The sequence below is a fragment of the Planobispora longispora genome, assembly GCF_016863135.1.
In the GTDB taxonomy this organism is placed as follows: Bacteria; Actinomycetota; Actinomycetes; order Streptosporangiales; family Streptosporangiaceae; genus Planobispora; species Planobispora longispora.
In genome coordinates this window covers 87,265-109,875 of the sequence record NZ_BOOH01000042.1, presented here as the reverse complement: position 1 = coordinate 109,875, position 22,611 = coordinate 87,265, and the positions used below count along the sequence as shown (strand labels likewise).

Annotated in this window: 16 protein-coding genes; 9 read left to right on the top strand and 7 right to left on the bottom strand. The window is 72.4% G+C overall.

Going from position 1 to position 22,611, the window contains the following annotated elements; genetic code table 11:
• Nucleotides 1-38: 38 nt before the first annotated feature.
• Nucleotides 39-1,313: a PQQ-dependent sugar dehydrogenase gene (locus Plo01_RS25425; protein WP_239317024.1), complete on the bottom strand. Its 1,275-nt coding sequence runs from the start codon at nt 1,311-1,313 to the stop codon at nt 39-41.
• A gap of 52 nt (nt 1,314-1,365) precedes the next feature.
• Here Plo01_RS25425 and Plo01_RS25420 point away from each other — a divergent pair, with 52 nt between their 5' ends.
• The 5 genes from Plo01_RS25420 (at nt 1,366) to ilvC (ending at nt 8,779) form a co-directional block, all read left to right on the top strand.
• Nucleotides 1,366-2,274, top strand: coding sequence for a 2-hydroxyacid dehydrogenase (locus Plo01_RS25420; RefSeq protein WP_203893198.1), 909 nt, complete (start codon nt 1,366-1,368; stop codon nt 2,272-2,274).
• Between the two features lie 278 nt (nt 2,275-2,552).
• On the top strand, nt 2,553-5,228 hold the full coding sequence (locus tag Plo01_RS25415) for a putative bifunctional diguanylate cyclase/phosphodiesterase (RefSeq protein WP_203893197.1): 2,676 nt from the start codon (nt 2,553-2,555) through the stop codon (nt 5,226-5,228).
• Nucleotides 5,229-5,431: 203 nt separating this feature from the next.
• Nucleotides 5,432-7,210: an acetolactate synthase large subunit gene (locus Plo01_RS25410; RefSeq protein ID WP_203893196.1), complete on the top strand. Its 1,779-nt coding sequence runs from the start codon at nt 5,432-5,434 to the stop codon at nt 7,208-7,210.
• A gap of 6 nt (nt 7,211-7,216) precedes the next feature.
• Complete coding sequence (gene ilvN, locus Plo01_RS25405; RefSeq protein WP_068926570.1) at nt 7,217-7,741, top strand: acetolactate synthase small subunit; 525 nt, start codon at nt 7,217-7,219, stop codon at nt 7,739-7,741.
• A 48-nt stretch (nt 7,742-7,789) separates the two neighbouring features.
• Nucleotides 7,790-8,779, top strand: a complete 990-nt coding sequence (ilvC, locus tag Plo01_RS25400) for a ketol-acid reductoisomerase (protein WP_203893195.1) — start codon at nt 7,790-7,792, stop codon at nt 8,777-8,779.
• Between the two features lie 190 nt (nt 8,780-8,969).
• Here the strand turns inward: ilvC and Plo01_RS25395 are convergent, their stop codons facing one another.
• The 3 genes from Plo01_RS25395 to dacB all read right to left on the bottom strand — a co-directional run bounded on the left by Plo01_RS25395 (nt 8,970) and on the right by dacB (nt 14,498).
• The gene (locus Plo01_RS25395) at nt 8,970-11,327 is read right to left on the bottom strand and encodes a CAP domain-containing protein (protein ID WP_203893194.1); all 2,358 of its coding nucleotides are present in this window, start codon (nt 11,325-11,327) and stop codon (nt 8,970-8,972) included.
• A gap of 568 nt (nt 11,328-11,895) precedes the next feature.
• On the bottom strand, nt 11,896-12,783 hold the full coding sequence (locus Plo01_RS25390; RefSeq protein ID WP_203893193.1) for a CAP domain-containing protein: 888 nt from the start codon (nt 12,781-12,783) through the stop codon (nt 11,896-11,898).
• Between the two features lie 131 nt (nt 12,784-12,914).
• Nucleotides 12,915-14,498 (bottom strand): D-alanyl-D-alanine carboxypeptidase/D-alanyl-D-alanine endopeptidase, encoded by a 1,584-nt coding sequence (gene dacB, locus Plo01_RS25385; RefSeq protein WP_203893192.1) that lies wholly within the window; start codon nt 14,496-14,498, stop codon nt 12,915-12,917.
• 162 nt (nt 14,499-14,660) lie between these two features.
• On the opposite strand from dacB, the gene Plo01_RS25380 reads away from it, so the two are divergent.
• Nucleotides 14,661-16,046, top strand: coding sequence for an MFS transporter (locus tag Plo01_RS25380; protein ID WP_203893191.1), 1,386 nt, complete (start codon nt 14,661-14,663; stop codon nt 16,044-16,046).
• Here the strand turns inward: Plo01_RS25380 and Plo01_RS25375 are convergent.
• Nucleotides 16,027-16,572 (bottom strand): FHA domain-containing protein, encoded by a 546-nt coding sequence (locus Plo01_RS25375; protein ID WP_203893190.1) that lies wholly within the window; start codon nt 16,570-16,572, stop codon nt 16,027-16,029. The two genes, Plo01_RS25380 and Plo01_RS25375, sit on opposite strands and share 20 nt — an antisense overlap.
• A 97-nt stretch (nt 16,573-16,669) precedes the next feature.
• Between Plo01_RS25375 and Plo01_RS25370 the strand changes: the two genes are divergently transcribed.
• Genes Plo01_RS25370 through Plo01_RS25360 form a run of 3 tightly spaced genes read left to right on the top strand, consistent with a single transcriptional unit; the run spans nt 16,670 to nt 20,615 of the window.
• A complete protein-coding gene (locus Plo01_RS25370) occupies nt 16,670-17,197 on the top strand; it encodes a PadR family transcriptional regulator (RefSeq protein ID WP_203893189.1) in 528 nt (175 codons plus the stop codon).
• Entirely contained in the window at nt 17,194-17,898 is a 705-nt protein-coding gene (locus Plo01_RS25365) for an ABC transporter ATP-binding protein (protein ID WP_203893188.1), read from the top strand. The genes Plo01_RS25370 and Plo01_RS25365 overlap by 4 nt, the downstream gene beginning before the upstream one ends.
• Nucleotides 17,895-20,615: an FtsX-like permease family protein gene (locus Plo01_RS25360; protein ID WP_239317020.1), complete on the top strand. Its 2,721-nt coding sequence runs from the start codon at nt 17,895-17,897 to the stop codon at nt 20,613-20,615. The genes Plo01_RS25365 and Plo01_RS25360 overlap by 4 nt, the downstream gene beginning before the upstream one ends.
• A 54-nt stretch (nt 20,616-20,669) precedes the next feature.
• Here the strand turns inward: Plo01_RS25360 and Plo01_RS25355 are convergent, their stop codons facing one another.
• A complete protein-coding gene (locus tag Plo01_RS25355) occupies nt 20,670-21,422 on the bottom strand; it encodes a class I SAM-dependent methyltransferase (protein ID WP_203893187.1) in 753 nt (250 codons plus the stop codon).
• A 221-nt stretch (nt 21,423-21,643) separates the two neighbouring features.
• Nucleotides 21,644-22,570 carry a hypothetical protein gene (locus Plo01_RS25350; protein ID WP_203893186.1) on the bottom strand — a complete coding sequence of 309 codons (927 nt, stop codon included), beginning with the start codon at nt 22,568-22,570 and terminating at the stop codon, nt 21,644-21,646.
• Between the last annotated feature and the right edge of the window lie 41 nt (nt 22,571-22,611).

Sequence of the window (22,611 nt, the reverse complement as noted above, 5' to 3'; positions counted from 1 at the left end):
GCCCCGTGCTCCCCGCCGGCGCGGCGCGCCGTACGGGGTCAGGGAGTGAGGGTGAGGACGCGGTCGTCGTCGGGGGCGGGGGAGCCGCGGCCGTCCTCGTTGCTGGTTCCGATCCACAGGGAGCCGTCGGGGGCGGCGGTGACCGCGCGGAGGCGGCCGTACCGGCCGTCGAACAGCGGGGCGGCCGCGCCGGCCGTGCCGTCCGGGGCGATCGGGACGCGCCAGAGCTTCCGGCCGCGGAGCGCGCCGACCCACAGGGAGCCGTCGGCGTAGGCCATGCCGGAGGGGGAGGCCTCGGAGGTGCTCCAGGTGACGATCGGGTCGATGAAGCGGGAGTCGCCGCCGACGCCCTCGACCTCGGGCCAGCCGTAGTTGCCGCCCTTCTCGATCAGGTTGACCTCGTCGAACGAGCTGGATCCGAACTCGCTGGCGTACAGGCGCCCCGAGGAGTCCCAGGCCAGGCCCTGGATGTTGCGGTGGCCGTGGCTCCAGATCACGTTCTGGGCGGGGTTGCCGGGGGCGGGGGCGCCGTCGGCGGTCATGCGGAGGATCTTGCCGGCGAGGGAGCCGAGGTCCTGGGAGAGTTGACGGTCGCCGGTCTCGCCGGTCGTGGCGTACAGGTATCCGTCGGGGCCGAAGGCCAGGCCGCCGCCGTTGTGGATGACACCCTTGGGGATGCCGTCGAGGACGACCGTGGCGTCGGTCAGGCCGCGGTCGTAGCGGTAGCGCACGATCCGGTTGTCGTCGGCGGCGGTGTAGTGGAGGAAGACGAGGCCGTCCTGCGCGAAGCGGGGGGAGACCGCCACGCCCATCAGGCCGCCCTCGCCGTCGGGGCGCGCCTCGTCGATCTTCGCCACCTCGGAGACCTCGCCGGCCGGGGTGACCCGCAGGAGGCGGGCGGTGTCGCGCTCGGTCACCAGGGCGTCGCCGCCGGGCAGGAACGCGATGCCCCAGGGGACCGCGAGTCCCTTCGCCAGGACGCGGGGCTCGCCGGCCTGCGGGGCCTGGGAGAGGGCGGGGGCGGGGGCGGGTGTCCGGGCCGTGCCGACCCGTTCGGCGGAGGGCGAGGAGCAGCCGGCCGCCAGGACCGCGGCGACGAGGGCGATGACCGGGGCCGGCCGGGGGGCGTGCCCGGGACCTGTCCGTCTCCCGGGGAGGAGCGGCCCGCCGTTCTTCGCGGCAGGGTCCTTCGCGTTCGCGGCAAGGTCCTTCGCGGCGGAGTCCTTCGCGTTCGCGGCAGGGTCCTTCGCGGCGGAGGTCGGCTTGCTGGGCATGATGGAGACCTCTCTCCCCTCGTCCGTCACTTCATCCATACCCGATGGGGACTCCCGGGGGCTCCGAAACGTTCCCCGGGATAATCGGGTCATGAAGATCTGGGTCCCGTCCAAGGCCGCCGCCGATGTCCTGTGTGATCTGCCCGACGCGGAGTGCGTCGTCTACGACGGCGCCGGGCCGGTGCCCGAGGGGATCGAGGAGGCCGAGGTCTGGATCCCGCCGCTGATGCCGGTGCCGGACATCCCGGGGCTGCTGGCCGGGATGACCCGGCTGAAGCTGGTGCAGACCGTCACGGCGGGCGTGGAGCCGTACCGGCCGCACCTGCCGGAGGGCGTCGTGCTGTGCAACGCGCGGGGGGTGCACGACGCGGGCACCGCCGAGTGGGCGGTGGGCGCGATGATCGCGGCGTTGCGGGAGTTCCCGGGGTTCGTCAGGGCGCAGGAGCGCGGGGAGTGGACCTACCACCACACCGGGGTGCTGGCCGACTCGACCGTGCTGATCGTGGGGTACGGCTCGATCGGCGAGGCGCTGGAGCGGCGGCTGGCCGGATTCGAGGTGGAGATCGTCCGGGTGGCCAGGAGCGCGCGGGAGAACGTGCACGGCCAGGACGAGCTGCCGGAGCTGCTTCCCCGGGCGGACGTGGTGGTGCTGCTGGTCCCGGCGACGCGTGACACGGCCGGGCTGGTCGACGCGGACTTCCTGGCCGCGATGAAGGACGGCGCGCTGCTGGTGAACGCCGCGCGGGGCGGGGTGGTGGACACCGGCGCGCTCCTCGCGGAGCTGGAGAAGGGCCGTCTGCTGGCGGCGCTCGACGTGACCGACCCGGAGCCGCTGCCCCGCGACCACCCGCTGTGGACGGCTCCGGGGGTGTTCGTCACCCCGCACGTCGCGGGCAGCACACCGGCGTCGGGGCGGCGCACGCTGCGGCTTCTCCGCTCGCAGCTGCTGCGTTACCTCGCAGGTGAGCCCTTGAAAAACGTGATTACAGGATCATACTGACTCGGCAAGACGACCGGGAAAGGAATCCGGACCGTGGCTGCTCCGTGACCTTCGGTGCGTATCGTTGTCTCGTGCGACCCTGATCGCTTGCATGGTTATCAGAACGGTGACGACTGCTGCGTTGTCACCCCCCACGCTGTGCGGAGAGCCCACACTGGCCGTGTGCTCCCCGGGACGCGGCAGGTTGAGACGCGCGTCCCGTGACAGCATCGTGATCGCGGCGATCCCAGGAACGCCGCGTGAGCGGGACGGACCGGAACACTGGATGGGCAGACGACATGATCCGCTGGCGTGACCCCCGGGTACCGCTGACCGCCGCCGGGGTCGGCACGGCCGGGCTTGTCGCCGCCTTCGCCGCGGGGACGCCGGCCGTGGCCGGCGGCGCCGTGGCCGGGGTCGCGGCGGGCGCGATCGCGGCGCTGTCCCTGTTCGCCGCCGCCTCCCGGGCGACCGGCCGCCGCGAGGCGCTGGCCTGGCGCTGGCTGGCGGCGGGTTCGATCGCCTGGCTGGCCGGGACCGGCGCCCGGCCGTTCGCGGACGGCACGCCGTTCGCGGTGAACTTCGCCGACCTGGTGCTCCTGTCCGGCACGGCGATGCTCGCCGTGGGCGCGGGCCTGTGCGCCGCGCGGCCCGCGCGCGGGCAGGCGTTCCTGCGCGATCTCGCCGACGCCTACGTGTGCGCGGCCTCCCTGTTCGTGATCGCCTGGGCGCTCGCGCTGGGACCTCTGTACCGGGAGGCCGGCGGCGCGGGCGACTTCGCGGTCACCTTCGCCGCCCCGCTGCTCTGCCTGATCCTCACATGCGTGGCGGCCCCGTCCGTGGTGCCGGTCCGGCGCTCGGCGTGGCCGGTGGGGCTGGCCGCGCTCGCCGTGCTGGCCGCCATCACCGGGGGCGAGCTGATCACCGCGATGGCCAGGCTGGCCGGGGACGCCCCGCCGTCCGCCGGGGCCTGGCCGGCTCCGGCGGCGTTCCTGCTGCTGGCGGCGGTCCCCTGGAGCGGCCGTACGGCGCGCCCGGTGGACGGGGCGGACGAGCCGGACGGCGATCACGAGCCGCCCGTGCGGGAGCCCGCCTCCGCGCTGATCACGGCGGTGCCGCTGGTCCTGGTGGCCGTGGCCACCGTCGTCGTGCTGGTGCGGGCGGTCCGCGGCGGGGTGGAGGGGCCGGTCGCGGTGCTGGCCGCCGTCACGGCCTCGGTCGTGGGCGTGCTGGTGGTGCGGCTGTTCACCGTGCTGATGGCGGCCGGGCGCATGCGGCGCCTGGTGGACCTCGCCGAGCGGCAGCTGCACGACCTGGCCGAGAGCACCGGCGACGTGGTCCTGCTGTGCGACTACGACGGCGTGGTGCGCCGGATCGGCGACGGCGTCGAGACCACCTACGGCTACCGCCCCGACGAGCTGGTCGGCGGTTCGATCTTCGACTACATCCACCCGGAGGACGTCCCCGGGATCCGCCAGGCGCTGCGCGCGATGGGCCCGGACGAGGAGTCCGCGGAGGGCGGCGGCGCCTGCATGATCGCCTGCCGGATCCGCGCGGCCGACGGCACCTGGCGGCCGACCGAGTCGGTGGCGACCCGGCACGTGCGGGGCGAGGACCTGCTGCTGGTGACGACCCGGGACGTCAGCGACGAGGAGGCCCTGCGCAACCAGGTCACCCACCTGACCTTCCACGACGGCGTCACCGGCCTGCCCAACCGGGCCTACTTCGAGGAGCGCACCCGGGAGGTGCTGGCCCGGCCCGGGGAGAGCCGGGTCGCGGTGGTCTTCCTGGACCTCGACGGCTTCACCTCGGTCAACGACTCGGTCGGGCACGCCAGCGGCGACTACCTTCTCGGCCAGGCGGCCCGGAGGCTGCGCGCCGCCGTACGGGCCGACGACACCCTGGCGCGGTGGGGCGGCGACGAGTTCGCGGTGCTGCTGGAGGCGGGCGCGGACGCCCAGACGGCGGTGGACCTGGCCGAGCTGCTGGTCCACACGGTCTCCTCCGAGCCGTTCCGGGTGGCCGACCGGGACATCGCGCTGACCACGAGCGTCGGGGTGGCCTTCGCCGACGACGACGTGTCCTCGGCCGACCTGATCCGCAACGCCGACGTGGCGATGGCCCGGGCCAAGGAGCTGGGGGGCCGCCGGGTCGAGGTGTTCGCCGCGCACATGCACGCCGACGTGGTCAGGCGCCTGGAGCTGGCCGCGGACCTGCAGCGGGCGCTGCTGGAGAACCAGTTCGCGATCGAGTACCAGCCGGTGGTGGACCTGGCCACCTCGCGGGTCACCGCGGTGGAGGCGCTGGTGCGCTGGTGGAAGGACGGCGCGTACGTGCCGCCCGAGCAGTTCCTCGGCCCGGCCGAGGACACCGGCCTGATCGTGCCGCTGAGCGAGTGGATCCTGCGCGAGGCGTGCCGGGAGGTGGCGGCCTGGCGGGCGTCGTCCTGGGAGATCGGGCTCTCGCTCAACCTGTCGGCCCGGCAGATCACCGCGCCGCGCTTCGTGGAGACCGTCGAGTCGGCGCTGGCCGAGAGCGGGCTGCCGCCCAGCGCGCTGACGCTGGAAGTGATCGAGGAGATGCTGGTCGAGGACGCCGAGGAGATCGTCACCCGGCTCTCGGAGCTGCGCGGGCTCGGGGTCCGGCTGGCCATCGACGACTTCGGCACCGGCTACGCCTCGCTGGCGTTCCTGCGCCAGCTCCCGGTGGACATGATCAAGATCGATCCGTCCTTCGTGTCGGGGCTCGGCCGCGACGAGACGCTGACCCTGCTGACCCGCACGATCGTGCGGCTCGGCCGCGACCTGGGGCTGATCGTGGTCGCCGAGGGCATCGAGCGGCCCGAGCAACTGGAGGCGCTGCGCGAGATGGGCTGCACCCGCGGCCAGGGCTACCTGGTGGCGCGGCCGATGGCCCCGCGGGGCGTCGACTCGCTGATGCCGGCCGGTCTCTCGACCCTCCAGGGCACCGTCTGACCGGCGGTTTCCCCCGCCGGTCATCTCGGGAAGTGAGACACGCGTCCCATGGATTTGACGGCGGAGCGTTTTGTCGGCCATGGTGGACCCATGCATCACCGTGGGATTCAGGTAGTACTTCGCCGGCGCGCAGGCCGATAGCGAAGCACTCCGACCTGCGCGCCGCCCCAGCCCCGCCGCATCGGTGGGATGGGGCCTTTTTTATGCCAGTTTCCAAGCTCAGCCACGCAAGGAACGAGCCGATGACCGAACAGATGACAGGAGCCCAGGCCCTGGTGAGGGCGCTGGAGCAGGTCGGGGTCGATACCGTGTTCGGGATTCCGGGCGGCGCCATCCTCCCCGCCTACGATCCCCTCTACGACTCGGTCAAGGTCCGGCACGTGCTTGTACGGCACGAGCAGGGCGCCGGTCATGCCGCCCAGGGCTACGCCCAGGCCACCGGCAAGGTCGGGGTGTGCATGGCCACCAGCGGCCCGGGCGCCACCAACCTGGTCACCCCGATCGCCGACGCCTACATGGACTCGGTGCCCATGGTGGCGATCACCGGGCAGGTCGCCAGCGGCGCGATCGGCACCGACGCCTTCCAGGAGGCGGACATCTCCGGCATCACCATGCCGATCACCAAGCACAACTTCCTGATCACCAACGCCGACGACATCGCGCGCACCATCGCCGAGGCCTTCCACATCGCCTCCACTGGGCGGCCCGGTCCGGTGCTGGTGGACATCTCCAAGGACGCGCTGCAGGCCACGACGACCTTCCCGAGCTGGCCGCCGGCGATGCAGCTGCCGGGCTACCGGCCGGTGACGCGGCCGCACTCCAAGCAGATCCGCGAGGCGGCCAAGCTGATCGCCGAGGCGAAGCGGCCGGTGCTCTACGTCGGCGGCGGCGTGCACAAGGCCCGCGCCTCGGCCGAGCTGCGGGAGTTCGCCGAGCTGACCGGCATCCCGGTGGTGACCACGCTGATGGCCCGGGGCGTCTTCCCCGACAGCCACCCCCAGCACATGGGCATGCCGGGCATGCACGGCTCGGTCTCGGCGGTGGGCGCGCTGCAGAAGTCCGACCTGATCGTCGGCCTGGGCGTGCGCTTCGACGACCGCGTCACCGGTGAGCTGTCCAGCTTCGCGCCGTTCGCCAAGGTGGTCCACGCCGACATCGACCCGGCGGAGATCTCCAAGAACCGGCACGCGGACGTGCCGATCGTGGGCGACTGCAAGGAGGTCATCACCGAGCTGATCGCCGCGGTCCGCGCCGAGGACCGCAAGGGCGACTACGCCGAGTGGTGGACCCTGCTCAACGGCTACAAGGCGACCTACCCGCTGGGCTACGACGAGTTCGAGGACGGCTCCCTCGCCCCGCAGCACGTCATGGAGCGGCTGGGCGCGATCGTCGGCCCCGACGCGCTGTACACGGCCGGCGTCGGCCAGCACCAGATGTGGGCCGCCCAGTTCATCGGCTACGAGAACCCCGGCACGTTCATCAACTCCGGCGGCGCCGGCACGATGGGCTTCGCGGTCCCGGCCGCGATGGGCGCCAAGATGGGCCGCCCGGACGCCGTGGTCTGGGCGATCGACGGCGACGGCTGCTTCCAGATGACCAACCAGGAGCTGGCCACCTGCGCCCTGGAAGGGGTGCCGATCAAGGTCGCGGTCATCAACAACGGCAACCTCGGCATGGTCCGCCAGTGGCAGACGCTCTTCTACAACGAGCGCTACTCCAACACCGACCTGCAGACGGTCCGCCGGATTCCCGACTTCGTGAAGCTCGCCGAGGCGTACGGTTGTGTCGGCCTGCGCTGCGAGCGCCCGGAGGACGTGGACGCGACCATCAAGAAGGCGATGGAGATCAACGACGTGCCCGTCGTGATCGACTTCGTCGTCCACCAGGACGCGATGGTCTGGCCGATGGTGGCGGCCGGGACCAGCAACGACGACATCAAGTTCGCGCGCGACATGGCGCCGGTCTGGGACAGCGAGGAGTAGGACCCCATGAGCAGGCACACGCTCTCGGTTCTGGTGGAGAACAAGCCCGGCGTGCTGGCGCGCGTCGCGGCGCTGTTCAGCCGCCGCGGGTTCAACATCGACTCGCTGGCCGTCGGGCCCACCGAGCACGCCGACATCTCGCGGATGACCATCGTGGTCAACGTCGAGGACCTGCCGCTGGAGCAGGTCACCAAACAGCTCAACAAGCTGATCAACGTGCTGAAGATCGTCGAGCTCGACCCGGCCCAGTCGGTCCTGCGCGAGCTCATGCTGATCAAGGTGCGGGCCGACGCGGAGACCCGTTCGAACGTGCTGGAACTGGTGAACCTGTTCCGCGCGCGCTGCGTCGACGTCGCCTCCGACGCGGTGACCATCGAGGTCACCGGCACGCCGGACAAGCTGGAGGCGTTCGTCAAGCTCCTGGAGCCGTTCGGCATCAAGGAACTCGTCCAGTCGGGCATGGTGGCCATCGGCCGCGGCGCCCGTTCCATCACCGATCGTTCTCTCCGGGCCCTGGACCGGACCGCCTAGCGGACCCGAGTTCCGCTAGCCGTACGAAACCCTGAAAGGTTTGAGCAAGTGACTGAGATCTTCTACGACGACCAGGCCGACCTGTCGATCATCCAGGGCCGCGTCGTGGCCGTCATCGGGTACGGCAGCCAGGGCCACGCCCACGCCCTGTCCCTGCGCGACTCCGGAGTGGACGTCCGGGTCGGCCTGCCCGAGGGCTCCAAGAGCCGGGAGAAGGCCGAGGCCGACGGTCTGCGCGTGCTCACCCCGGCGGAGGCGGCCGCCGAGGCCGACCTGATCATGATCCTGGCGCCGGACCACATCCAGCGGCACCTCTACACCCAGGACATCCTGCCGAACCTTCAGGAGGGCGACGCGCTCTTCTTCGGCCACGGCCTGAACATCCGCTACGGCCTGATCGAGGCCCCCGAGGGCGTCGACGTCGCCATGGTCGCCCCCAAGGGCCCGGGTCACCTCGTCCGCCGCCAGTACAGCGCGGGCCGCGGCGTGCCGTGCCTGGTCGCCGTGGAGCGGGACGCCACCGGCAACGCCTGGCCGCTGGTGCTGTCGTACGCCAAGGGCATCGGCGGCACCCGCGCCGGCGCGTTGAAGACCACCTTCACCGAGGAGACCGAGACCGACCTCTTCGGCGAGCAGGCCGTGCTCTGCGGCGGCGTGTCCGAGCTGATCAAGGCCGGGTTCGAGACCCTGATCGAGGCCGGCTACCAGCCCGAGGTCGCCTACTTCGAGTGCCTGCACGAGATGAAGCTGATCGTCGACCTCATGTACGAGGGCGGCATCCACAAGATGTACTGGTCGGTCTCCGACACCGCCGAGTACGGCGGCTACTCCCGCGGCCCGCGCGTGGTGACCGAGGAGACCAAGAAGGAGATGAAGCGCATCCTCGCCGAGATCCAGTCCGGCGAGTTCGCCAAGGAGCTCGTCGACGAGTTCGACAGCGGCCAGAAGAAGTTCACCGCCTACCGCGAGGAACTGGCCGAGCACCCGATCGAGAAGACCGGCGCCAAGCTCCGCCCGATGATGAGCTGGCTGAAGTAGGCTCCGGGCGGGTTCTTCCCGCAACGGCGACGCCCCCGCGACGATCCGTCCGTCGCGGGGGCGTCGTGTTCTCCCGGTGCCCGGGAGTCACCCCCCCGCCCGCCGCGTCCGCTCGGACGGCGGTCGCGGCGGGTGGGGGTCCTGCGGGGAACGGCGTGGGGCGGGGGCCGTCAGCCGTTCCCGGATGGCACTACTTGGCGGCGAAGTTCTGGGTCCAGTAGATCCGGCCCTGAGAGTTCTTGGCCGCTCCGACGCCGATGAGGTTGTACTTGCAGTTCATGATGTTCTTGCGGTGGCCGGAGCTGTTCATCCAGCCGTTGACCACATCGGCCGGGGTGCGCTGACCCCAGGCGATGTTCTCGGCCCAGCCCGATCCGCCGGTGAAGCCCGCCTGGCGGATGCGGTCCATGAAGCTGCGGCCGTCCTTGGAGGTGTGGCTGAAGTAGCCGTTCTCGGCCATGTCGGCGGAGTGGCCGTAGGCGGCCTTGCGCAGCTGCGGGTCGTGCTTGAGCGGGGAGCAGCCGCCCTTCTGGCGCTCGATGTTGGTCAGGCGCACGACCTCGTTCTCCTCGGTCGTGCCGACCGTGCCGCCCGTGCCGGTGGGGCTGGGGGCCGGGGTCGTGGGCTTGGCCGTGGGGGTCGCCGTGGGCTTGGCCGTGGGGGTCGCGGTCGGCTTGGCGGTGGGGGCCGAGGCGGTCGTGGCGGCGAACTTCTGGGTCCAGTAGGGGACGCCGCCGGCGTTCTTGGCGTAGGCCACGGCGATGTGGGTGAGCTTGCAGTTCAGGATGTTCGCCCGGTGGCCGCTGCTGCGCATCCACGCGTTGTGGACGGACTCCGCGCTGCGCTGGCCCCGGGCGATGTTCTCGGCCCAGGCGCGGAGCGGGGAGAAACCGGCCTCCCGGATGCGGGCGCCGGGGTTGCGGCCGTCCTTGGAGGTGTGGCTGAAGTAGCCGTTCTCGGCCATGTCGGTGGAGTGACCCCGGGCCGCGGCGTACAGCCTGGCGTCGAAGACGACCGGGGCGCAGCCGCGGTCCGCGCGCGCCTGGTTGACGAGGTCGACGACCCGCTTCTCGGCGGGGCGCTCCACCGGTGCGGTCGGCGTGGGGGCCGGGGTCGCGGTGCCGGTCGGGGTCGGCTTCGGAGTCGGGGTCGCCGTGCCGGTCGGGCTCGGGGTGGGGGTCGCGGTGCCGGTCGGCGTGGGGGTGGGCGTCGGGCCCGCCGTGGGCAGGGCCGCGAGAAGGTTCATCCGCGGTGTGGTGACGCTGCCGCCGCCGCTGCTGTAGGCGACGGCCTTGCCGGTGCTCTGGAACTTCGCCAGGATCTCGGCCACGGTCGCCTCCGGCATGGCCTGCCGCATCACCGCGAAGGCGCCGGCCACGTGCGGGGCGGCCATGGAGGTGCCGCTGTAGCGGGCCCAGGCGTTGTTCGGGACGCTGGACAGGATCTGCACGCCCGGGGCGAAGACGTCGAGCAGCCTGCCCCGGTTGGAGAAGGTCGCGATCGCGTCGCCGTTGTCGGTGGCGCCCACCGTCACGGCGCTGGAGATGCATCCGGGCGAGCTGACGGCGGCGCCGTACCCGGAGTTGCCGGCGGCGATCACGGTGGCGACGCCGCGGCCCAGCAGCGCGTCGATCTCGGGCTTGACGCCGTTGCCCGAGGGGTTGGCGTCGCAGGAGGAGGCGAACTGACCGCCGCCGAGGCTCATGTTGGCCGCGGCGATCTTCCGGGTCTTGCTCAGCTCCGCGACGTAGGCGAGGGCGCGCTTCTGGTCGGAGGTGTACGACAGGACGCACGGGGCCTTCCCGCCGCAGGCGTCCGCACTGTCGAAGCGGGTGAACACCTGGACGGCGATGATGCCCGAGTCGGGGGCGACACCGTTGGCGGTGTTGTCGGCGCTCTTCTTGCCCGAGGTGATGCCGGCCACGTGGGTGCCGTGGGTGCAGAGGCTTCCGTTGCCGCCGCACTTGGCCGTCTCGGCGTCGGCGGCGCCGGCTCCGATCTGCGAGTTCTCGCCGCTGGGGCAGAGGGAGGACGATCCCTGGCGGCTGTCGGTGGTGGAGAAGCACGCCTCGGCGACGATGCGGCCGGCGAAGAACGGGTGGTCGCGGTCGATGCCGGTGTCCAGGATCGCGATGTCCCAGCCGGCGCCGGTGCGGCCGGACGCGTGGGCCTTGTCGGCGCCGATGACCTTGAGGCTGGCCCCCAGGGTGGGGCGGCTGAGCCGGTCCTCGTAGATCGACTCGATGCGCTTGTCGTCGTCGAGCTTGGTCAGCGTCGCCTTGTCGACCTCCATGACGAAGAAGTCACGGGCGGGCGGCTGCTCCGGCACGTCGGTGGTCGTGGACAGGGCCTCGGCGCTCTTGGCGACCGGGGCGACCTGCTGCCCGCGGTCCACTTCGACGATGGCGCGGACCGTCTCGCCCTGCTGCACCTCGGCCTTGAGGGCCGGGTCGACGACGGGTGTGCCGGCGGCGGGGGGCGCGGCGTGGGCGGCGGGCGTGACGGCCAGGGCCGCGGCGGTGGCGGCGAGCACGGTGGCACTCGCCATGAGAGACCGCAGTCTCAATGTTCCTCCGGGGGGTGAAGAGGTCCGGCGAGCGTGCCTGTGTGGTGTCACTCGGCCGGCCGTACGGGGCGTGTCGTGCGGGGACACGCGGGGGAGGGGCGCCAGGAGGAGCCGGACGAGAGCCGGGCGTGGGAGCTGGTCGCGGCTCTTGGGGTCCTCTGACGGTGGTCACTTTCCGGAGATCAGCGGGAAAGTGGGGAACATGTTACATATGGGACTCACGCCTGGGAAGCCAAGATTTGTCGCTCAGGCGATGAAGTTCGCGAAATATTCTTTCGATCCTCTGAGGCAGAAGAAAATCTGCGTCAGGCAGGGGTGAGCTGTCAGGCGGGAAGGCGGGGAGTCGCGGGCACGCAAGACGCCCCCGCGACGATCCGTCCGTCGAGGGGGCGTCCTGGTTCTCTCCCGCTCTCGGGAGAACCTCCCTGCCCGCCGGGCTCGCCCGGACAGCGGCGCGGTGGGCGGGAGTCTCGCCGGGGACGGCGTGACGGGCGCTGAGGGGGGTGCTCACGCCGTCCCCGGAGCCTCGTGGGTCCCTCGGGGAAGGGCTCTAGCGGGCGACGAAGACCTGCGTCCAGTACGGCGTGCCCTTGGAGCTCTTGACCATGCCCGCGCCGATGAGGTTGTACTTGCAGTTCATGATGTTGGCGCGGTGGCCGGAGCTGTTCATCCAGCCGGCGACCACGGAGGCGGGGGTCCCGTAGCCCGCGGCGACGTTCTCCGCGAACGCCGATCCGCCGGTGAAGCCCGCCGCGCGGATGCGCTCCACGAAGGTGGGGCCGCCCGGGAACTGGTGCGTCATCTGGTTGCGGGACGCCTGGGTGGCCGAGTGGTCGTGCGCGGCCTTGTTGAGCTGCGGGTCGTGCTTGAGCGGGCCGCAGCCGCCCTTCTGGCGCTCGATGTTGGTCAGGCGCACGACCTCGTTCTCCTCGGTCGTGCCGACCGTGCCGCCCGTGCCGCCGGTGGGGCTGGGGGCCGGGGTCGTGGGCTTCACCGTGGGGGTCGCCGTGGGCTTGACCGTGGGGGTCGGCGTGGGGGCGGGCGACGGCGTGCCCGTGGGGGCGCAGGTGAGCCGGGCCGGCTTGGAGACGACCGTGTGGCCCCGGTAGTCCGTCGCGAGGGCGTAGTAGGTGCGGGGGGTGGCGCTGCACCGTGCGGTGAGGGTGAGCTGCACGTCGTCCCCGCGCCGCGCGCCGCTTTTGACGGTGCGGTCGGGGCCGCGCTTGGCCTGCTTGATCCGGATGCGGAGCACTGCTGCGTCGTCGCATCCGGCGCGGGTCCCGATCACCTGGATCTTTCCGGCGGTGTTGACGACGGGGGCGGACACCTGCACGCGACAGACGTCCTGGGGGGCCGCCGCGGCGTGGGCCGCGGCGACCGGGGTGCTCAGTGCCGCCAGACTCCCGACGCACACAAGTGCTCCGAGCGGTCTGCGCATATCGGTTCCTCCAGAGGGTTAGACGCTGGATGGAACCCGCATTCTGGTGTGGGTAGATCCTCCTTGTCACGAAATTTAAGGAATTCATAAGGTAACCGGGTAAACCTGTGTGATCGTTGAGGCGTCTGCGATCAGCACCGCGCGGGCTTTGACCAGGAGCATTCGAGCTCTGGAACGTTCGATGCCGTCCGGGGGGCCGGGACGGCCGGAATCTCGGCCGGAGAGGTCCGGCTGAACCGGGCCAGCCGGATGGCGATCTTGTCCTCGACGTCCTTGGGCGAGGCGGACAGATACTGGTTGATCATGATCGAGAAGACCAGCGGCTCGCCGTCCGCTCCCGTCACGTAACCCGACAGGGACGTGACCCCGGTCAGCGATCCGGTCTTGGCGCGGACGTTCCCGGCCGCGGGGGTGCCGCGCATCCGGCTGCGCAGGGTCCCGCCGACCATCCGGTCCGCCTCGCCCGCCACCGGCAGCGAGCCGTACCAGGTGTCGAACCAGGGCTGGGAGCGCAGCGCCAGCAGCATCCCGGTGACCCCGCCCGGTGTCAGGCCGTCCACCCGCGACAGGCCGGAGCCGTCCCGCATGCGCAGCGTGGGCATCCTGTTGGCCTGGGCGAAGGAGGTGATCGCGGCCAGTCCGGCGCTCCACGTCCCGGCGCCGGAGACCTCGCGCCCGATCGACTTGGTGAGGATCTCGGCGTGCATGTTGTTGCTGAGCTTCATGAACGGCACGAGCAGTTCGCCCAGCGGCATCGACCGGCGCTCGGCCACGGTCGCCGCCCCGGACGGGGCCGCGCCGCGCGCCGTGCGGCCCAGCACCCGCACCCCGTGCCTGCCCAGGGCCGCGCGGAAGAGGGAGGCCGCGTACCCGGTGGGGTCGTTGACGGTGACCCACTCGTCGTAGGGGTCCGCCACGGTCCCGGTGATCAGAACCGTGTTGGTGCCGTGCTGCCGCTCGACCAGGACATCGGTCTCGGCCCCGGTGACGGCGCGATTGTCGATCTTCAGGTAGTCGGTCTCCGGGGTGGTGGAGACCTTGGCCGGCCGTCCGGCGGCCGAGCCCGGGGCGACCGAGACGATGACCGACCCGGCGTCGTAGTCGGTGTCCGGGGAGGCGGTCAGCGCCGAGATCTGCCCGGCGTAGTAGTAGGGCTCGTCGTCCCAGGACCAGTCCGTGCCGAGCCGTACCGCGTCGAACCAGGTGTCGTCGGCGACCAGCCTGCCGGTGACCGTCCTGATCCCGGCCGCGGCCACGCGGGCGGCCAGGGCGTCGTAGTCCGAGGCGAGCATGGTCGGGTCGCCGGTGCCCTTCAGGTAGAGGTCGCCGGCGAGGGCCGAGCCGGCGCGGCGGCCGGTGGACAGCACGCTCGTGGTGAAGCGGAAGTCGAGGCCGAGGATCTCCGCGGCGGCGGCCGAGGTGACCAGCTTGGCGTTGGAGGCGGGAGTCAGGATCTTCCCGCGGTCCCGGGCGTAGAGCTCCTCGCCCGAGGCGGCGCTGCGCACCACCACCCCGGCGCGGGCGGGGGTGAGCCGGGCGTCCTCCAGGATCCGGTCGATGTCCTCGACCAGATCGGCGACGCCGGGGGCGGGCTCGAACGCGGCGGCCGGGGCCGCGCCGTGCGAGGACCAGGTGAGGCCCGCCAGCAGCAGGAGGGTGACGGAGACGGTGGCCCGTCGTGATGCCCGTCTTGGTGATCGTCGTGATGGTCGCATGGCTGCTCCAGGGACACTGCCGCCTCTCCCGCGTAGTCAGATTCCGCAGTCAAGACAGCGGGCGTATGCGGTGATCGTCCGTAACGACGGGCGGGTTGACAAGAGGAGATTTGGTTCTAATAGGACCTACCGGACGGTTGTTCGGTGGGGTTCAATGTGCGAATGGTCACACCGGCGCCCACCCCCGGCCCTGTTTCCGCTCCCGGCTCCCCTTCCGGCGTCACCGTGCCGCGCCAGGTCCGCATCGGCTACGGCGTCGGCTCGGTCTGCACCGCGACCTTCTCCACGGTCCCGGGACTGCTGCTGCTGTTCTACATGACGAACGTCCTGGCCATCCCCGCGTGGATCGCGGGCCTGGTCGCCTTCCTCCCCAAGGTCTGGGACGTCGTCATCAACCCCTGGGTCGGCCAGCGCTCCGACCGCACCGTCTCCCGCTTCGGCGCGCGCCGCCCGTGGATGCTGGCCGGCGCGCTCTTCCTGCCCGTGACGTTCGTCGCCACGTTCGCGGGGCCGCCGCTGACCGGCCTGCCCGCCGCGGCGTACGTCGCCGTCTGCTACTTCCTCACCGCGACGGCCTACGCCTTCTACGAGGTCCCCTACAAGGCGATGCCCGCCGAGATGACCGAGGACTACCACGAGCGCTCCTCGATCCTGCAGTGGAAGATGGTCTTCGTCGGCCTCGCGATCCTGCTCTCCGGGGCCGTGGCCCCCGCGATCGCGGGCCGGGAGGTCTCCGGCTACCGGCTGATGGGCGTGATCATCGGGGGAGTGCTGCTGGTATCGATGCTGGCCTCCTTCTTCGGCACGGCGAAGGCCCCGGTGGTCGCCCGGGCCGAGGCCGAGCCGTCGATCCGGGCCCAGTTCGCCGCCGCCCGCACGAGCCGGCCGTTCATGATCCTGCTCGGCATGAGCTGCGCCCAGATGTTCTCGGCGGGCATGCTGCTGGCCGGCGCGCCGTACTTCGCCACCTACACCCTGCGCGACCCCGGCGCCACCACCACGCTCTTCCTGTGCATCGTCGGGCCGCTGCTGGTCACCATGCCCGCGTGGGTGCGCCTGTCCAAGCGCTACGACAAGCGCGGGGCGATGCTCCTGGGCTCGGCGCTGTTCTTCGCCGGCACGGTCGCGATGGCGCTGTCCGGGCAGTTCGGCGCGGCCTACGCGCACGTGGCCGTGTTGTTCGTGGGCATCGGCTACGCCGGGCTCCAGCTGCTGCAGTTCTCGATGTTGTCCGACGTGATCGTCTATGACGCGGCGGTCACCGGGAAGCGCCGGGCCGGGGTGTTCACCGGGCTCTGGACGGCCGCCGAGACCGTGGTCTTCGCCTTCGGCGCGCTGGTGTTCGGCTGGCTGCTGGGGGTGGCCGGGTTCGTGGAGTCGGACCCGAAGACGCCGGTGGAGCAGCCGGAGTCGGCGGTGCAGGCCGTGCTGTACGGCGGCACGCTGATCCCCGCACTGGTCATGGCCGTCGCCATCGTGCTGGTGAGGCGCTACACCCTCACCTCGGAGGAGATCGAGAAGGCCGGGGTCAGGCCGCCTGAGGCGTGATCACCACGAACGCGCAGTCGCCGAACGAGATCACGTCGCCCGGCCGGACCTTCGCCGGGCCGACCAGGCGCCAGTCGTTGAGCCGGGTGCCGTTGAGCGAGCCGAGATCGACGAGGAGCCAGCCCTCGTCGTCGCGGCGGAGCTCGGCGTGCACCCGCGAGACGGTCAGGTCGGCCAGGACCAGGTCGCAGGCCGAGCCGCGGCCCACCACGTAGCGGGTCCGGGCGTCGCCGGGCAGCGCCAGCTTGGGCAGCCGGGGACGGCGCCAGGCGGACTCCACGCGCGTGGTGAAGTCGGAGACGGAGGAGACGACCTCGGTCACCAGGCGGCGGAGCCGGCCGCGCTGCGGCAGGTCGGCGATCAGGTTGTCCAGCTCGCCCTGGTTGCGTGCGCGCAGCGCCATGTCGACGCGTCCGAGGAACGTGTCGTGAGAGAGCCGTCCCTCGACCGCGCGGTCCCGGAGCTCGTTGATGGCACGATCACGGTCCCCGTCGGATGCGCGCGGAGGGGGCTGTATCGAGCTCATCCCCCGAGTATCGGTCCCAACGGCGATACCTGTCCAGAATATGCGGATCTCTCGCCGTGCTTGCCGTGACCATACTGAGTATGCATACTCAGTATGCATGGCGATCCGACAAGGGCTGCTCGCCCTGCTGAGCATGGGGCCGCGCTACGGCTACCAGCTGCGCGCCGAGTTCGAGGCGTCCACGGGGGCGACCTGGCCGCTCAACATCGGCCAGGTCTACACGACGCTCTCGCGCCTGGAACGCGACGGCCTGGTGGCCCCCGGCGAGCAGGACGACCAGGGCCGGGTCGTCTACTCGATCACCGAGGCCGGTCGGACCGAACTGGAGCGATGGCTCAGCACCCCCGTCGCCCCGTCCGACCGGCCCCGGGACGAGCTGGTGATCAAGCTCGCCATGGCGGTCACGGCGCGCGCCGACGTGCGCCCGGTCATCCAGGCCCAGCGCACCGCGACCATGCGCGCGCTGCAGGAGCTCGTCCGGGCCAAGCGGGTGAACGGCGCCGGGGCGGCCCAGCTCCTGGTCCTCGAATCGATGATCTTCCGGGCCGAGGCCGAGCAGCGCTGGCTCGACCACTGCGAGGCCGTGCTCACGGCCTCCCCCCAGACGCAGGAGACACAAACATGAGTTTCGATCCGGTCGTACGGCTGGCGGACGTGACCCGCGTCCACGGCGACGGCCCGCAGGCCGTACACGCCTTGAGAGGGGTGAGCATGGAGGTCGCGGCCGGAGAGCTGGTCGCGGTCATGGGGCCCTCCGGGTCGGGGAAGTCCACCCTGCTGAACCTGGCCGGCGGCCTCGACCGGCCCACCTCGGGCGCGGTGACCGTCGAGGGCACGCCGCTGACGAGCCTGACGGCGAAGGAACTCGCGGCCCTGCGCCGCCGGCACGCCGGCTACGTCTTCCAGGACCTCAACCTGATCCCGTCGCTGACCGCCGCCGAGAACGTGATGCTCCCGCGCGAGCTGGACGGGGTGCGGGCGAGGCAGGCCCGGCGCGAGGCCCTTGCGGCACTGGCGGAGGTGGGCCTGGACGAGCCCGACCGCTTCCCCGACGAGCTCTCCGGCGGCCAGCGCCAGCGGGTCGCGATCGCCCGCGCGCTGGCCGGTGAACGGCGGCTGCTCCTGGCCGACGAGCCCACCGGCGCGCTGGACACCCCCACCGGCGACGAGGTCCTCCGGCTGCTGCGCGCCCGCTGCGACGCCGGGGCGGCGGTGCTGCTGGTCACCCACGAGTCCCGCTACGCGGCCTGGGCCGACCGGGTGGTCTTCCTGCGCGACGGCGAGATCGCCGACTCCACCGACGCGGCACCGGAGACGGCCCGATGAGCGCCGGCACCCCCGGGGACCTCCTGACCGAGCGCGGGGGACGTCCGGGGGACGCGGAGGAGCGCCCGCCCGCAGCCGGGCGCTCCCCGCTGGCCGCGCTCTCCGCCGCCCTGCGGATCTCCCGCCGCGACGCCCGGCGGGCCAAGGGCCGCAGTGCCCTGGTCATGGTGATGATCGGCCTGCCGGTCCTCGTCATCACCTTGCTCCTGACCCTGCTGGAGATCGCGGACATCAGCTCACGGGAGGGGCTCGGCAGCAACATCGGCGCGGCCGACGCCCGGATCAAGACGACTTCGTTCCGGGGCGAGGTGTACCAGGACGTGGCCGGCCGCCTCTGGGCGGCCCCGGCGGATCCCGTCGAATCGACGCGGCCGTGGACGGCGTCCGAGGTGACGGCGCTCCTCGGGGCCGGGACCCGGCTCGTCCCGGCCAACCAGGGCAGCGTCGACGTGCGGGGGAAGGAGGGCTACGACCACGTCTCCGCCCACGAGGTGGACCTGCGCGACCCGCTGGCGGCGGGCCTGTACCGCCTGGTGGAAGGGCGCCTGCCCGCCTCGCCGCAGGAGGTCGTGATCAGCCCCGAGATGCGGGAACGGGGCGCCCGGCTCGGCGCGACGCTCGCGGTGACGCGGCAGGACCGGCCGGTGCGGGTCGTCGGCGTCATCGAGCACCCCCACGAGCTCGCCAGAGCGGAGATCGTGGGGTTCCCCGGGGTCCTGCTCCTCGACCGGCGCGACGGCAACGGGACCGGCTGGCTGGCCGACACTCCGCAGCCGGTCACGTGGGCCGACGTCCGGCGGCTGAACGCGGCCGGGCTGGTCGCGCAGTCCCGCGCGGTCATCGCCGATCCGCCCGCCGACACCGCGCCCTACACCCCTGCGAACAACGCGAACCAGATCGTGGCGATCGGGCTCGCCGGAGTCATGATCGTGCTGGAGGTGGTGCTGCTCGCCGGTCCCGCCTTCGCGGTCGGGCTCCGCCGCCGCAGGCGGGAGCTGGCGCTGATCGCCGCGCAGGGCGGCTCCCCGGGGCACCTGCGCCTGGTCGTCCTGGCCGACGGCCTCGTCCTCGGCGGCGGGGCGGCGGCGCTGGGCCTCGTTCTCGGCGTCGGTCTCGCCTGCCTCGCGGTCCTGCTGGAGGCGGGCCGGCTGGTCGGCAGGGCCGGCCCGCTCGACATCCCCTGGGGGACGGTCGCCGCCGTGGCCCTGCTGGGTGTGCTCAGCGGGCTCGCCGCCGCCGTGGTCCCGGCCGTTCAGGCGGGCCGCCAGGACGTGGCGGCGGTGCTGGGCGGGCGCAGGGGCGAGGCGCGCGACCGCGCCGGACGTCCCGTGCTGGGGGCGGTCCTGCTCCTGGCGGGAATCGTGGCGGCCGTCTTCGCCGTCAGGGTGGAGGCGGTGTGGGTCTTCGCCGCCGCGGTGCTCTCCCAGCTCGGGCTGATCGCGCTGACTCCGCGGCTGGTCAGGGGCGCGGCGGGTCTCGCGGCGCGTCTCCCGCTCCCGTTCCGCCTGGCGGCCCGGGACGCCTCCCGGCACCGGGGCCGCACGGCCTCCGCCGTCGCGGCGGTCATGACCGCGACCGCCGCCTTCACCGCGGCGGGGGTCGCGGTGAGCAGCGACGTCGCCGACAGGCGCGACGCCTTCCAGGCGACCATCCCGGCCGGGACGATGGGGGTCGCCGGATGGGGGCTGGACGACGGCCGATGGGCCGAGGTCGCCGAGGCCGTCCGGGAACGGTTGCCCGGTGTGCCGCTGATCGAGGCCGCCGAGCCCCGGGACGCCGAGGGCGCGGTCGTGGACCTGCACGTCGTGTCCGACCCCGGCGCCCCGTTCCTGTCCGGCGGCGAAGTGCACGTCCAAGGGGTCAGCAACACCCCGCCGATCGGGGACGCGCGGCTGCTCCGCCTCGTCCAGGGCAGGTCCGATCCGGTGGCGGCGGAGGCGTTCGCCGCGGGCAAGGCCGTGGTGTTCGATCCGGCGCTGGTGCGCGACGGGCGGCTGAAGCTGCGTGTGATCTCCGCGGAGGACACCGGACCCTGGGAGATCACGGTCCCCGCGGTCGCCGCCGCGGCCGCGGACCCCCGGCACGCGCTGGTGGTGCTGCCCGCCTCCGCCGTCGAGTCCGCCGGGCTGACGACCGCGCCGCGCAGGCTGTACGCCGACCTGGCCGGGGCCGGCCACCGGACCGACCTCGAGTGGGAGGTCCGGTTCGAGCGGGACCTCATGACGATGGGCCAGGGCGTCGACGTCTATCTGGAGCGGGGATTCGAGGGAGGCGACCTGGCCCTCCAGCTGTGGCTGCTGCTGGGCGCGGCACTGGTCCTGGTGCTGGGCGGGACGCTCGCCGCCACCGGGCTCGCCGCGGCCGACCTCCGGCCCGATCTGGCGACCATGGCGTCCGTCGGCGCGCCGCCGGGCACGCGCAGGCTGGTCGTCGCGGGTCAGGCCGGGTTCGTCGCCGGGCTCGGCGTGCTGGTCGGGGCCCTGGCCGGGGTGGTGACCGGCGTCGGCGCGGCCTGGAACCTGACCCTCCAGAAGTACAGCAACACCGCCGTGCTGCTGCAGGGCGGCGGGCTGCCGCCTTTCCCCGAGGGGACGCCGACGGTCGAGATCCCCTGGCCCTTCCTGGCCGCGGTCGTGATCGGCCTGCCGGTGCTCGCCGCGGCGGTGGCCGGGGCGTTCGCCCGGACGGGGGTGGCGCTCACCCGCCGGATGACCTGACCGCCGTCCCGGCCCCGATCCTCCCGCGACGCCCGGCGGGAGGATCGGGGAAGGTCACGGGAGGGTGATGCGGATCTTGGACTGCTTGTGCGGGAGCTTCTCCCAGTCGTCCATGAACCTGGCCGCCAGGCCGTGCCCGGCGGCCAGGTTCAGCAGCGTCTCGGTGCGGTAGTAGAAGTCCTCGCGCAGCACCTGGTGCTCGCGGCCCTCGGTCCGGTCGAAGGTGAAGTCGAACCAGCCGCCCGGCCGCAGGACGCGGCCCACGTGGGCGAAGCACTCCTCGATCACGTGCAGCGGGGAGTGGGAGAACACGCTGTGGGCGTGGACCACGTCGAAGCACGCGTCGGGCAGGAACTCGAAGCGCAGGTCCCGGACCGGGGTCAGGTGGGGGAGCTTGTCGCGCAGGCCGTACTCGGTCAGCGTCCTCTGCGCGGCGATCAGGATGTCGGGGGAGATGTCCAGGCCGTAGTAGTTGCCCCCGTCCAGATACTCGATGAACAGCCGTCCCGCGCGCAGGTTGCCGCAGCCGATCTCCAGCATCCGGTGCTCGGGGCGCAGGCCGTGCTGGACGAGGTAGTCGAACTGCATCTGGCCGAGGGCCAGCCACCGGTCGTGCGACTTGCTGCCGACCGCCGCCTCGGGGCTGCGCGCCGTGTCGGACTTCATGACGGCCCGGTAGTAGCTGACGTGGTCGCTGGTGCGCAGCCGCAGCCAGGTGTCGCGGGCCAGCCGCCGCACGTGGGGGACGATGCGCTCGGGATGGCGTACGGCATAGCGCAGTTGGTGGATCGGGTCCGTACGGGTCATGTCATCTCACCTGTGCCTCCGTGAGCCGGGATGGGGAGGTCGTCGGATCCCCCGGCGGAGGTGATCGCCGGGGGCGGCCGGACCCACCAGGCATGGTCGCCGAAGCCGGGCCGGTCGAAGGTGTGAACGGCGTGCGGATGACCCTCGTATTACCCAGAACGGGGACGGAGATGACCGGGGGCCGCCGGAACGGCCCGCCGGATCGGTTCCGGTGTCCCGGATCAGTCCCTGACGTCCGCGCAGACGACATGGGCGCCCAGTTCGACCATGCGCTGCTCACTGCGGGCGTCGGCGACCCTGGCCATGAGGATCGGCGCCCCGCTCGCCGCCAGCTGCGGCAGCCGGGCGCGCACCCCGCGGTGCAGGTCCCGCACGACGTCCTCGGCCGCCGACATGTGCACCTTGACGTGCAGCATGATCCCGGGAGCGCCGGAGGCGGTCCTGGCGTCGGAGATCCACACGTGGTGGATGAGCGGGAAGTCCGACAGCAGCTGGGCGATCGCCACGCGCAGCGCGGGCAGGATCGGGTGGGTGCACCGCTCGTAGCCGGGGTCGACCATCTGCATCGGACCCGACAGGTGGGGGCGCGGCGCGGGGATCCACGGCTGGGCGGAGGCCGGCAGGCCGGGGGAGCGCGGCGGGCCGGCCCGGTCCGCGGCGCCGGCCGGCACCAGCGGGCCCGCCGGTCCGGTCGACGTCATCGGGCCGGTCTGGCTCATGGCCGAGGTGCGCGAGACCGTCGCCATCGCCCCGGTGGCGTACGCCGTCGGAGCGGTTCCCGACAGCACCGGCATGGGGCCGCTGCGGGTGGCGAGCAGGTAGCGCTGGAGATCCTCGATCGGAACGGCCGCCGCCGTGGGCCCGGCGGCGTCGATCACGATCTCCCGCACGCCGGTGACGCGCTGGATGTCGAGGACGGTGTCGGCGTCGCACTCCGACAACGTGTGGCTGCCACCGTGCCGCGCGTAGGTGCTCGCCGAGGTGTATCCGAGCAGCACTCTCTCACCGGCCTGCGTCGTGCCGAGGACGACAGAGCGGTCCGGCCGGACGGCGACGAGGAGTCCCCCCTCGGCAAGCGCCGCCAGCAGCCGGTGCGGACCGCCGTGCTGCGAGAGCACGTCGCCGAGAGCGCGGTTCCCGATGCTCATATGACGAACGATAGGTAGAGGACCACGGCTTATGAGGGTAA